Below are 13715 nucleotides of genomic sequence, written 5' to 3'. Positions count from 1 at the left end.
TTCGGCTTCAGACGCTTTATGTCTTCTTTTTTAGAACGACATAACTAAGCTATATACCTATACCTTTTTTAAAAAAATAAAAATGAAACTAAAATATATATTGCCAATTATTTGTATCGTCATATTATCTATGTCCTGTTCAACAGATGACGACGATACCCCACAAACCATTGATGAAATTGCAGAATTGAAAAAAATTCAGGATATCACAACCAACGAGCACACCATAGAATTATACAGTAAATCTGGTGTATTTAAAACTGGTTACAATGAGGTCTTTATCCGAATTAAAAACAATACTGAGCAAAGTTATTTTGAAAATGCTAATATAGCTTGGACACCTATGATGCAAATGCCAAGCATGCTGCATTCATCACCCCACTCTACGATTTCAAAAGTTTCAAACAAAAAAACGTTATATACAGGTTCCGTTGTTTATCAAATGACAAACACCGATGGTTCTGGCTGGTCACTTACACTTAACTACAGCATTAATGGTATGGAGTACAGCGCCACTGAAACGATTAATGTTATGCAGTCTGCCAAACAAAACGTAACCAGTTTTATGGGCAGTGATGACACACGATATATTATTGCACTTATAGAGCCTCTTGACCCTAGTATTGGAATCAATGATATCACCGTAGGACTTTATAAAATGGAGAGTATGATGTCTTTCCCTGTGGTTGAAAATTATACAATTATGTTAGATCCGAGAATGCCAGGAATGGGCAATCATAGCTCACCAAATAATACCGATTTAAGCTTTAACAGCTCAGATACGATGTATCATGGTGATTTATCATTAACCATGACAGGCTATTGGGTTCTTAATCTTAAACTTTTAAATACCTCTGACACGGTTTTAAAAGGCGAAGATGTGACTGAAAGCAACGAAAAAAGTTCACTGTATTTAGAGTTGGAATTTTAACGCACATACTTATTACATATCATGAAGTTGCTTGATTGAAATAAGCAACTTCATGCAAACAAAAATTCTATCTAATTAATTATGAAACACCTCATAATTGTAGTTGCCAGTGTACTTTTTGGACATACCCTGTTTGCTCAAAACAATGTAGTTACTAAAAGAGACACCACCGAACTTGAAAAAATCATTGTGGTAGCTGAACGCAAGCTCAGTAACTACAGACAAGAAAAAACACTTTCAAGTGTTGATACTTATCTTGAAAAATCTAACCGAGTGACCATGATAAAACGAGGAAACTATGCTTGGGAACCTGCTATAAATAATATGATTAGTGACCGACTCAATGTGACGATAGATGGTATGCAAATATTTGGTGCCTGTACAGACAAAATGGATCCTATTACCTCATATGTAGATGTATCAAACCTAGAACAAGTCACTGTTAATTCTGGGCAAGAAGGTACTGAAAATGGTCATTGTGTTGGTGGTGGTATAGATTTACAAATAGCATCATCCCATTTTAATGAAAGTGGACTAAAAACGAGTGCAGATTTGGGGTATGAAACCAACGGAAACTATAAAATGGCGGGGCTTGATTTTGAATATTCTGGAGACAAACTTTACCTCACTACTGATGGTATTTATAGAACATCTGATAATTATAAAGCTGGTGGTAATGAGGAAGTAGCCTATTCTCAATTTAAAAAATACAACCTCTCATTTAAGGGCGGCTACAAACTCACAAATCAGCAGGCAATTGAAACCAATGTCATTTATGACAAGGCAACTGACGTGGGCTATCCTGCGCTTCCTATGGATGTATCATTAGCCGAAGCTTTTATTGCATCTGCTTCATATCACTACAAAAACCAATCTACCTTTATAAAATCTTTAGAAACCAAATTTTACTTCAACTCTATTACACACATCATGGATGACAGCAACCGCCCAGATGTCCCCATACGAATGGATATGCCTGGCTGGAGTGACACTTATGGGTTTTATAGTAAAATGAAAATTAATGCCAACAAGCATCATTTTTTAATGAATCTTAACGGCTATCACAATCGGTCACTAGCAGAAATGACCATGTTTTCAAATAGCCCCAACGAACCCGACATGTTTATGTACACTTGGCCAGATGTAAGAACATTTTACTCGGGGTTATACGCTAAAGATCACTGGCAATTAAACACTTTTGAAAGTCTTTCTTTCCATACAAGATTAGGATATCACCTTAACAAAGTAGCCAATGATGTTGGACTCCATAGTCTTCAAATTTTTTACCCAGATATGGAAGACACACAAACCCGATTTTTAACGAGTATATCAACCGATTACACCTTTCAAAAAAATCAGTTTAATACAACGTTGGGGTTAGGTTATGGTGAACGTGCCCCGTCTGTTAGTGAAGGTTATGGTTTCTTTCTATTTAATAGTTTTGACAAATATGATTACATAGGAAATCCGCACTTAAAAAACGAAAAAGCTATTGAAGTTAATATTAAATCTGGATACCAATTTAAAACTATAAAGCTAGGGCTTGAATCCTCTTTCTTTCACATTTCAGACTATATTATTGGTGAAATTGATCCAGATATTAGCCCAATGACCATAGGCGCTAATGGCGTTAGGGTGTACCAAGCATTAAACCATGCATCTATTTTTAATGTGTACCTCAACGCTCATATTTCTATATCTAAGGCTTTTTCGTTTAACAGCACCATAGGATATAATTACGGACGCGGAAGCAACCACAATAATTTACCTTTAATAAAGCCTCTTTCATATTTAGCCGAAGTTAACTATGGTACCCCTAAGTTTAACGGAGCCATTCAACTTGAGGGTAATGGCAATCAAAGCAAATACAGTCCATTTTACGGGGAAAACGAAACACCAGCTTACGCTGTATTACACCTAAACTTTGGTAATATACTATATGTAAAACACAACAAAATAGTGTTCAAATACGGGATAGAAAATATTTTAGATACGCATTACTCAACGTTTGCTGATTGGAATAATATTCCGAGGCAAGGTCGTAATTTTTATGTAAATATGTCAGTGATTATTCCTTAACACTTGAATTAAAAACACCAAAACACCAATCGGGATTAACATACTGAATAGAAACAATGCTACATAGTAGTTTTCCATAATGCCTGTTCCTGTAAAATATTTATACCCCTGAATGAGCAAAATTATCTCTGTTAACACAAATCCTAATACAAAAGATAAAACACCGCCTTTTAACAATGCTGTGCTAGCTACCCATTGATTTTTAATAATAAAAAACAACAAAAACCCTGAAATAACGCCAAGCATGGTTAAATGAATAAATCCAATAACAAAATTTCTATGCTGGAACACCTCCTCTGCAAATTTTGGACTCAACACTGTTAACTGCATCCCTATTTTTATCAGAAAACAAAACACCGAAAACCCAAACACGTAAAGTGCCGTTTTGGAGTTGGATGCTAATAGCGCTTTTTGATAAGGTTTGATGATTTTTAAAAACAAAAACAACATAATGAGTTGTAACAAAACAGCAACTATATTAGCTTTTATAAGGAATGGATGAGGCAAAAACCAGTGCACGGGCAATGCTAAGCTTAAAATAGTTGAAAGCACAAGTAGCCCCAAAAAAGGTCTAAATAATTTCACATCTTGAACTTCTAACACATGAAACAAAACGGTCAAAACAGCAATGATAAACCATCCATTAAACTGAAAATGCAGAAAAAACTGTATCGCTATTTGATAAAATGCAGACCTATTACCCAACATAGTAACCGCAGGCCCTAAGCACCAGACTCCAATAGTTGATATAAGCATAAATACCAAGGATGTTCTAGTTAAGTATTTAGTAATTACAGATCCAAACTGGGCATTCTTAAAAAATAAATATGAAAAATAGTAACTACAAAATATGTGAAGTGTTGAAAATGCTATAGATATGCTGGCGTAACCTTGAAAAGGAAAACTTAACATCATACCCATAACCGCTAATTGCGTCAACCAAAAAAGTCTGTAGTAAACTGGTCGTTTTTCGGGAATAAAATGATGAACAAAAAGACTATAAAGCAACAAATACACCCATCCTAACATAGCTACATGTGAGTGCGCATGGGTTAGAAAACGATAATTAAAATGAATATCACCCAAATAGGTATACCTAAGCAGTAACCCCATTAGGGCAGCTACAAAAAAGTTAAACAAGCAAATAGCAACAAAATATTTTTGCTTCATTTATTGTATTACAATGATATTCTTAAAATTTACAGTTTTAAATAAAAAACCAGAAAGATAAAACTTTCTGGCTTTAAACGAAGTAGGCATTCATGCAGATGCAACTTTTATTTTTGTTAGCTAAACTGTTTTTCTAGCTTAACCGCATTAGGAAACAAAATATTATTCTCTAAATGAATGTGTAAATGTAAATCTTGCTCAAACTCTTCCAACATAGCATAGGTTACTCTAAAGGTGTTACAGGCATCTGCAGGTGGATTGTAGTTATTTGTTAATTCAGCTATCTCTCTAAACCGAACACCTTCATTATCATGCTCATGCTTCATCATTTCTATAGGGTTTTCAACCGTTCCAAAATGAGGCGCTTCAATAGCATTTTGACTCATGGTAGCATCAACCATTTTTTTAACAAATGGGAAAAGTATCAACTCTTCCTTTTTCATATGAGCAGCCAATTCACCTGCTGAAGCCGTAAACAACTCATTAATTTTAAATAATTCTGGATGACGCTCGCCATGAACACGACAAAGTTTATCTAAAAACTGCTTTAACACAGGAATTTTAGCTTCAACATACCTATGGTGTTTTTTCTCAATGTAATCTATCAATAGATCTATAGGCCATGATTTATAATCAATAGACTGATCTGCTTTTGAACTTAATACGGCATCCAGTTTATCTAATAACTCATTGGTATCAATACCATTTTTTTGGCACACTTCTTCAACTGTTCTGTGACCTCTACAGCAAAAATCAATACCATAATTTACAAATACTGCTGCTGTTCTAAAATCATCTGCTACAAATTGTCCAATTTGTTTTTGTGCATTATTACTTATTACTTCCATATTTACGTTTATTTAGGATATTTTTGTCCTCTTTTGTTTTAAATTTTTTTACGTCTTTAAAAATGACACCCCCGATTTTATATCAAGCGCTAACTCTTCTAAACTAGTGTGTTCTAGCATCTCTCTTAACTCAGTGCGTATTGTTTTAAATTTGTCATGAACTGGGCAAGGATGCTCTTCATCACACTTATGCAAGCCTAAGCCACATCCATTATAAATACCATCACCATCAATGGCATTTACTATTTGAGATAATTTCACGGTTGCAATTCTATTTTTATCAATTTGAAAACCGCCATAGGCCCCCTTAATAGAATTAACCACACCATGCCTCACCAACGCTTGTAATATCTTAGCTGTAAACGCTTGAGGCGAATCAATTTCTTGTGAAATTTCCTTTGGGCTTACCAACTCTCCTTCATAGGATTTAGTTGCTATAAAAATAGCTGCTTTTATACCATACTCACAAGCCTTTGAAAACATATATCTCTTTCCTTATTCTGTGCAAAGTTATAAATAATTTATTAATTAAGACTAATTTATCTTAATTAAAGCTTAATAATAATTCTTAAACCATACTTTTTGCCATTCTCGTCTTAAAATTAAGAAAGATACAGCTTCTGAAAGCCTAAGTATATCAGCTTCTTCAAGTCGTTTAATGTCATCTTCAGAAACATCAATAATATATAGCAGATTCAAATACTCCATAAATTTGTTCTGAATTAAATTGAATACCGTTTCTTGGAGTATTACTCTTAAGCTTTCAGGCAAAATATCTTCATGAAAGCTAACATCTATATTAGCCAACTGAAAATCTTTGTTGAGTTGAAAGATGAGCTTTTGGTATAATTGTAATTGATTAGCTTCTTTTATTAAGCCCTCAAATGTTATTGGTAATTTCATTACACCGTTCTATTCATTAGGCTATTGCCAAACGCTTTTAGCAGCTCTTTCTTATCATTAGAAATATCAAGCGTTTCTAAAACCGAAAAAGCTTTATTTGTATACTTTTGAATGGCCGCTTTAGTTGCTTTAGCAGCTCCTGATTCCACAAAATAATGCTTAGCTTTTTGAATTTTAGCCTGAACATCCTCAGGATTGGTTGAAAATAATTGGGCTAATTCAGCTTTATCACTTGCATTTGAAAATTCTAGAGCTTTTATAAATAAATAAGTTTTTTTATTTTCTATAATATCACCTCCTACTTGTTTTCCAAAGGTTTTAGGATCACCAAAAGCATCTAAATAATCATCTTGTAATTGAAATGCAATCCCCAAATTTCTACCATAATCATAAATACCTTCTTGATCTGCGGTTGAAGCTTTGGCTACTATAGCACCCATTTTTAACGCTGCTGCTACCAAAACGGCTGTTTTATATTCTATCATTTTTAAATACGCCTCTACCGTTACATCTGTTCTTGTTTCAAAATCAACATCATATTGTTGGCCTTCACATACTTGCAAGGCTGTTACACTAAACAATTTAGCCAAAGCCTGAAACGTTTCAGCATGATAATATTCAAAAAGTTGATACGCCATAATCAACATTGCGTCGCCAGACAGAATACCTGTATTAACATCCCATTTTTCATGAACCGTAGTGTGCCCGCGGCGCAACGGTGCATCATCCATAATATCATCATGAACCAATGAAAAGTTATGAAACACCTCTACACTTAAGGCTGCATTCATAGCTTCTTTATAAGAACCGCCAAAAATATCAGCAGCCATTAAGGTAAGCACTGGTCTGAGTCTTTTGCCGCCTAAACCAAGTATATAAACAATGGGCTCATACAGATTATGCGGCTCCTTTACGGTGGCATACCGCTTTAAATAATCGATAAATTCCTGTTGGTAGTGTTCTACTGAATGCATCAAACAAAAATAATGCAATTCCTCATATTAAAAAGCACCTGCATCAATTTAATGTTAAGAAATCATTAATACTACGGAAACTATTTTGGTTTTTAAAGTTTCCTAATGTACTTTTGCCGTCACTATATGAGACATAAAATAATAAACAAATCGGCAGAACTGTTCTTAACACTTGGTTTTAAAAGTGTTACTATGGACGATATTGCCAATGAATTAGGCATATCAAAGAAAACGATATACGTACACTTTAAAAACAAAACCAAGCTTGTTGAGGCCGTGACCTTTGAGGTTTTTGAAACTATTTGTGATGGTATTGATTGTATTTGCAATAACTCTACCAATCCTATTGAAGAACTTTACGATATTAAACTATTTGTTTTAAAGTACCTAAAAAACGAAAAAACCTCGCCGCAATACCAACTTAAAAAATACTACCCTGATATTTTTAGAAAACTGCACATAAAACAGTTTGAAAAAATGCATGATTGTGTAACAAAGAGTCTTCAAAAGGGGGTTGATACGGGTTTATTCCGATCAAATTTAGATGTAAATTTCATATCACGCATCTATTTTAATGGTATGACCGGCATAAAAGACGAAACTTTTTTTCCGCAGACCATTTTCTCCATGGAATACCTAATTGAGAGTTATTTAGAATATCATTTAAGAGCCATTGTGACTCCTCAAGGACTTGAATTATTAAATATGTTTATTACAAAAAATCAATCATAACAATGAAAAAGAAACTAATTGTATTTTTTAGTTTAGTATTTGTCATCTCTGGTTATTCGCAAGAAGCGCCTCAAACCTTTTCTTTAAATCAGGCTATAGATTTTGCCTTAGAGAATAACAGAAATGCAAAAAATGCCAAGCGCGATATAGAAGCGGCTTACAAACAAAAATGGGAAACCATTGCTATTGGTTTACCTCAGTTGAATGCGAATATTGAGTACCAAAATTTTATTAAGCAGCCCGTTAGTTTACTTCCAGGAGAAATTGCTGGCGGAGAACCAGGCACTTTTGTTCCTATTACCTTTGGTACCAAACAAAACCTTAACGCCTCAGCCACTGTAACACAAAAAATATTTGATGGCACCTATATTGTAGGCTTGCAATCTACTAAGGTATTCTTAGAAATTTCAAAAAATGCTGCCATAAAAACTGACCTAGAAGTTAGAAAGGCTATCATAAATGCCTACGGAAATACTTTGGTAACCGAAGAAGGTGAAAAAATTCTAATTGAAAACAGAAATACACTAAGAAAGAATCTAGACGAGCTTACCAAAATTTATGAAAATGGTTTAGAAGAAGAAGAAAGTGTTGAACAACTAAAAATTACCCTATCTGATATTGAAAGCGCATTAAATAATTATACCAGACTTAAGAAAGTATCGTATCAAATGCTTAATATGACCTTAGGTTTAGATATTGATCATCCTATAATTCTAACTGATAATTTAGAAACATTAACAGCTCAAAATGTAGACTTGCATTTAATCAATGATCCATATTCTGTTGAAAACACAATAGACTACCAAATTGCTGAAAATAATAAAGAATCAAAAGAACTTTTGGTAAAGCTAGAACAAAGCAAAGCTCTACCTGCTTTAAGTGCTTTTCTTAATGGCGGATATACAGGAAACAGCAATACATTTACGTTTACCAACCGTGATCAAATTTGGTTTGGTTCATCCCTATTTGGTGTAAACCTAAGCATTCCTATTTTTAGTTCGGGGATGCGTGGAGCATCAACACAGCGCGCTAAAATTAATTTAGAAAAATCCATAGATGACCTTATGGAAACCGAACAACGTATAAAGCTTGACGTGGCAACAGCTAGAAGCGCCTATCAATTTGCTCTGGAAGATTATTCAAACAAAAAAGAAAATCTGGATTTAGCAAAACGTATAGAAGCCAAAAACGAAACTAAATTTTTTGAAGGCATTGCATCTAGTTTTGATTTAAGACAGGCACAAATTCAACTATACACCGCGCAACAAGATTTTCTAAAGGCTATGCTAGATGTTATCACCAGAAAAGCAGAGCTTGAAACCTTATTAAACACCGTCAACCAATAAATTATCCATTCAAAACATAAACAAAATGAGAAACCTATATACCTTACTTTTCGTTTCGGCTATATTATTGTCCTGTGGGTCTGGCAGCAAACACTCAGTTGAAGATATTATTGCATCACAGAATCTGGAATCTATCAGAAAAAAGAAATCTGAACTAGACCTAGAGGCTCAAGATATTTCTGCCCAACTTAAAGCGCTTGAAGCGGCAATAAAAAAATTAAGTCCGCAATCTAAAGTGCCTTTAATCACCACTATTAAAGTTCATGAAACCATTTTTAATCACTTTGTTGAATTGCAAGGCAGCGTTAACACCAAACAAAATATTGTTATTTACCCTGAATTTTCGGGGGTTTTAACCAAAGTATATGTAAAAGAAGGCCAAAACGTAACTAAAGGCCAACTTCTCGCTAAAATTGATGATGGCGGCTTGAGTCAACAACTATCACAGTTAGAAATTCAAGCAAATTTAGCTGAAACTACTTTTGAGCGTCAAGACCGCTTGTGGAAACAAAAAATTGGCAGTGAAATTCAATATTTACAAGCAAAAGCTTCTTATGAAGCACAAATTCAAGCCAGAGACCAATTGAAGCAACAAATTGCCAAAACTGAAGTAAGAGCTCCGTTTTCAGGCACTATTGATGATGTGATTACAGAACAAGGTAGTGTAGTGGCTCCAGGTCAATCTCAATTATTTAGAATTGTAAACCTAGAACACATGTACATAGAAACAGATGTTCCGGAACGTTATGTATCTCATATCATTCCTGGTAAAGCCGTGAAGGTAAACTTCCCTATTCTTAATAAAGAGGTAGACACCAAAGTGCGTCAAGCCGGAAACTATATCAATCCAGCCAACAGAACCTTTAAAGTAGAAGTTGCTGTTCCTAATGAAGATAAATCGATTAAGCCAAACTTGACAGCCAAACTAAGTATAAATGATTATACAAATCCAAAAGCTATTTTAATTCCGCAAAGTATTATTTCAGAAAACGCTCAAGGACAGCAATATGTTTACACAACTGTGAATAAATCGGGAAACAAAGCTAGTGTGAAACGTACTTTCATTGAAACTGGTAGAACACAAGGTGACGTGATTGAAGTGCTTTCTGGTGTTGAAAATGGCGATGAAATCATTGATGAAGGTGCCCGAAGCGTGAAAGATGGGCAAGAGGTTAAAATTCTTGAGATTGAAGCTTCAAATTAATTCCAAAGACTAAGCAAATGACTGATAAACAGAAAAAAGTAAACAAAGAATTTGGTCTATCATCATGGGCAATTAACAATAAAACAACCATGTATGTTTTAATTGCCTTGATACTTATTCTTGGCGCGGGCGCTTACTTTAGTATGCCTCGTGAAAACTTCCCTGAAATTAAAGAGACTAAAATATATATAAGTTCCATATACCCTGGAAATACTGCGGAAGATATTGAAAAACTCATCACAGATCCTATTGAAGATAAGTTAAAAACGGTAAGCAACGTTGTAGAGATTACCTCAACGTCTCAAGAAGACTATTCAATCGTTATTGTTGAATTTGATGAAAATATTTCGGTTGAAGCCGCTAAACAAAAGGTGAAAGACGAAGTAGATTCTGAAACAGCTGGCGAAGATTGGCCCACATTTAACGGTGCCAAAGTAGAACCTAACGTTTTTGATCTTAGCATGTCTGAAGAAATCCCCATTTTAAACATTAACATCTCTGGAGACTACCCTGTAGATAAGTTAAAAGAATACGGGGAGTATTTGGAAGATGAAATTGAAGGCCTTCAAGAGATTAAACAAGTAGACATACGAGGCGCCCAAGAAAAGGAGGTTGAAGTGGCTGTTGATATTTACAAAATGATGGCTGCTCAAGTAAGTTTTGATGATGTTATAAATACCATTAGCAGAGAAAATATGACCATGTCTGCAGGTAACTTAATTACCAGCGGTCAGCGCAGAACAATCAGAATTTTAGGTGAAATTCAAAACCCTGAAGAACTTGAAAATTTTGTAGTGAAGTCTGAGCGTAACAACCCCATTTACCTTAAAAACATTGCCAAAATCACCTTTAAAGATGAAGACAAAACCACCTTTGCAAGAGAGTTTGGAGACCCTGTTGTGATGCTCGACGTAAAAAAACGAGCAGGTAAAAACATGGTGGCTGCGGCTGAACAAATTCAAACTATAGTAAAAGATGCCATTGATAATGTATTCCCTCCAGATTTAAAAGTAACAATAGCCAATGATCAATCCTCAAAAACCATTGGCCAGGTTGACGATTTAATCAACAATATTATTTTTGGTATTATTTTGGTAGTCACTGTTTTAATGTTCTTCCTTGGGTTTAAAAACGCCCTGTTTGTTGGGTTTGCCATTCCTATGTCTATGTTCATGTCACTAATGATTCTCAACAACTTAGGATATACTATGAATACTATGATTCTCTTCGGATTAATCATGGGATTAGGTATGTTGGTAGATAACGGCATTGTAGTGGTTGAAAATGTTTACAGACTCATGTCTGAAGAAGGCATGAGCCGCATTGAAGCGGCCAAAAAAGGAATTGGAGAAATTGCGTTTCCTATTATCATTTCAACAGCTACCACAGTGGCTGCATTTATTCCGCTTGGGTTATGGCCTGGGGTTATGGGGCAATTCATGATTTACTTCCCAATCACGCTTTCTGTTGTGCTTGGCTCATCCTTATTTGTTGCCATATTTTTCAATTCAGTATTAGTCTCTCAATTTATGACTGTTGAAGATAAGAATATGCCCTTAAAGTCCATTATTAGAATCTCCATAATTGTTGGTAGTATTGGCTTATTAATTTTAATATTTGGTGGTGCGTATAGAGGTCTAGGTACATTAATGATAGTTACTGTTATACTATTATGGATTTACAGACTTTTTCTAAGAAAATGGGCTAACGGATTTCAAAACAACATACTCCCAAATTGGGAACGCGCGTATGAAAAAACTTTGCGTTTTGCTTTAAGTGGCAGAAAACCTGTTGCAATAACCATAAGCACAATTGTCTTACTTTTTATTGCATTTATGGGTTTTGGTGCTTCTGTTGGCACTCAAAGAACAAAAGTGGAATTCTTTCCAGATAACACGCCCAATCAAATCATAGTTTACATTGAATACCCTGAAGGTACTGAAATTAACAAAACCAATGCCATCACAAAAGATATTGAAAAGCGGGTGTATGCAATTATAAATGACCCTCAATATATGGATGGTGATTATAATTTCCTTACTGAAAGTGCGGTTTCTCAAGTGGGTGAAGGTGCAGGAAATCCGCAAACAGATGGCGGATCGGCTGCTGAGATGCCACATCGAGGCAAGATTACCGCTACTATGAGGGAGTTTAAATTTAGACGTGGAGCTGATAGTCAGGAATTACTCAAAAAAGTTCAGGAAGCCCTTAAAGACGTCTATCCAGGTGTTGCTATTTCTGTTGAAAAAGATGCCGTTGGTCCTCCAGCAGGATACCCTATTAATATTGAATTGGAAGGTGAAGATTATTCCGAGCTTATTGCTACTGCTGAGAAAATGCGCGCCTTTATCAATGCTCAAAACATTCAAGGTATTGATGAGTTAAAAATTGATGTCAATAAATCAAAACCCTCCATGCAAGTGCTTGTTGATAGAAAAAAAGCAGGAGAATTGGGTATTACATCTGGTCAGGTGGGACAGCAGTTAAGAAATGCCATTTTTGGAGCTAAGGCCGGTATTTACAAAGAAGATGGCGAAGACTATGATATTTATGTAAGGTTTAATGAAGAAAACAGGTATAATACCAGTGCTATTTTCAACCAAAAAATAACCTTTAGAGATATGGCCTCTGGGCAAATAAAGGAAATTCCTGTGTCTGCAGTTTCAAAACAAAATAATAGTTCGGGGTTCAGTGCCATTAAACATAAAGATGTAAAGCGTGTGGTAACCCTCTATTCGGCTCTAGCACCAGGGTTTATTGATGCCGCCGCTATTGTTAGTGAAATTCAGAAAGACATGCAGGGTTTTACCGAAAAGCCCGATGGTGTTAAAATTGATTACACAGGTCAAATTGAAGAACAGCAAAAACAACAAAACTTCTTAAATGGAGCGTTTATAGCTGGTTTGGGTCTAATCTTTCTCATATTAATCTTTCAATTTAACTCAGTCTCAAAACCAGGCATCATTATGCTCGCTATATTCTTAAGTTTAATTGGGGTATTTGGCGGTATTGTAGTCACAGGGAGTTCATTTGTTATTATGATGACCATGATGGGTATTATTTCGCTTGCCGGAATTGTAGTAAATAACGGTGTGGTTCTTCTTGATTACACACAACTGCTTATTGACAGAAAAAAGGTAGAACACAACTTAAATGAAGATCAATACATCAATCAAAATGAGCTTTTAGAAGCCATTGTAAAAGGCGGTAAAGCTCGTTTACGCCCTGTACTTCTAACGGCTATTACTACTATTTTAGGATTAATTCCATTGGCCACAGGATTAAACATTAACTTTTTTACCTTATTTAGCGAATTTAACCCCCATATTTATGTAGGTGGGGACAATGTTATTTTCTGGGGACCATTAGCATGGACCGTAATTTACGGTTTATTAGTAGCTACGTTTTTAACACTGGTTGTTGTTCCCATTTTATTTTACTTGGTCACTAAATTCAAAATGTGGTTATTTAAAGATAGGGTAGCCAAATACAGTGATAACATAGCCTAATACATATAATTAATTGTGT

The 13715-nt window shown here is 35.0% G+C and carries 11 protein-coding genes; 6 read left to right on the top strand and 5 right to left on the bottom strand.

The annotated features are described in order from the left end of the window. Positions 1–82 precede the first annotated feature (82 nt). Together FGF67_RS09565 and FGF67_RS09560 are read left to right on the top strand one after the other, a co-directional pair. Positions 83–931: a hypothetical protein gene (locus FGF67_RS09565; RefSeq protein WP_139697140.1), complete on the top strand. Its 849-nt coding sequence runs from the start codon at positions 83–85 to the stop codon at positions 929–931. A gap of 81 nt (positions 932–1012) precedes the next feature. After that, the gene (locus FGF67_RS09560; RefSeq protein WP_139697138.1) at positions 1013–3010 is read left to right on the top strand and encodes a TonB-copper family protein; all 1998 of its coding nucleotides are present in this window, start codon (positions 1013–1015) and stop codon (positions 3008–3010) included. On the opposite strand, the gene FGF67_RS09555 is transcribed toward FGF67_RS09560, so the two are convergent. From FGF67_RS09555 to FGF67_RS09535, 5 genes are all read right to left on the bottom strand, one after another. Next, on the bottom strand, positions 2993–4180 hold the full coding sequence (locus FGF67_RS09555) for a hypothetical protein (protein ID WP_139697136.1): 1188 nt from the start codon (positions 4178–4180) through the stop codon (positions 2993–2995). The genes FGF67_RS09560 and FGF67_RS09555 overlap by 18 nt on opposite strands. A gap of 116 nt (positions 4181–4296) precedes the next feature. Beyond that, positions 4297–5028, bottom strand: a complete 732-nt coding sequence (gene ric / locus FGF67_RS09550; RefSeq protein WP_139697134.1) for an iron-sulfur cluster repair di-iron protein — start codon at positions 5026–5028, stop codon at positions 4297–4299. Between the two features lie 48 nt (positions 5029–5076). Beyond that, positions 5077–5511, bottom strand: a complete 435-nt coding sequence (locus FGF67_RS09545) for an RrF2 family transcriptional regulator (RefSeq protein ID WP_139697132.1) — start codon at positions 5509–5511, stop codon at positions 5077–5079. 72 nt (positions 5512–5583) lie between these two features. Further along, positions 5584–5931: a hypothetical protein gene (locus FGF67_RS09540; RefSeq protein ID WP_139697130.1), complete on the bottom strand. Its 348-nt coding sequence runs from the start codon at positions 5929–5931 to the stop codon at positions 5584–5586. Beyond that, on the bottom strand, positions 5931–6905 hold the full coding sequence (locus FGF67_RS09535) for a polyprenyl synthetase family protein (RefSeq protein WP_139697128.1): 975 nt from the start codon (positions 6903–6905) through the stop codon (positions 5931–5933). Before FGF67_RS09535 ends, FGF67_RS09540 begins: the two co-directional genes overlap by 1 nt. Positions 6906–7031: 126 nt before the next feature. Here FGF67_RS09535 and FGF67_RS09530 point away from each other — a divergent pair, with 126 nt between their 5' ends. Genes FGF67_RS09530 through FGF67_RS09515 form a run of 4 tightly spaced genes read left to right on the top strand, consistent with a single transcriptional unit; the run spans position 7032 to position 13696 of the window. Continuing rightward, on the top strand, positions 7032–7637 hold the full coding sequence (locus FGF67_RS09530; RefSeq protein ID WP_139697126.1) for a TetR/AcrR family transcriptional regulator: 606 nt from the start codon (positions 7032–7034) through the stop codon (positions 7635–7637). A 2-nt stretch (positions 7638–7639) separates the two neighbouring features. After that, a complete protein-coding gene (locus tag FGF67_RS09525; protein WP_139697124.1) occupies positions 7640–8983 on the top strand; it encodes a TolC family protein in 1344 nt (447 codons plus the stop codon). A 25-nt stretch (positions 8984–9008) separates the two neighbouring features. Beyond that, positions 9009–10187, top strand: coding sequence for an efflux RND transporter periplasmic adaptor subunit (locus tag FGF67_RS09520; protein ID WP_139697122.1), 1179 nt, complete (start codon positions 9009–9011; stop codon positions 10185–10187). A 17-nt stretch (positions 10188–10204) separates the two neighbouring features. Continuing rightward, positions 10205–13696, top strand: coding sequence for an efflux RND transporter permease subunit (locus FGF67_RS09515; protein WP_139697120.1), 3492 nt, complete (start codon positions 10205–10207; stop codon positions 13694–13696). The last annotated feature ends 19 nt before the right edge of the window (positions 13697–13715 follow it).

It is taken from the genome of Allotamlana fucoidanivorans, assembly GCF_006265225.1.
Classification (GTDB): domain Bacteria; phylum Bacteroidota; class Bacteroidia; order Flavobacteriales; family Flavobacteriaceae; genus Allotamlana; species Allotamlana fucoidanivorans.
The sequence above is the reverse complement of the archived record's forward strand: the minus strand, read 5'-3'. Positions and strand labels throughout refer to the sequence as shown.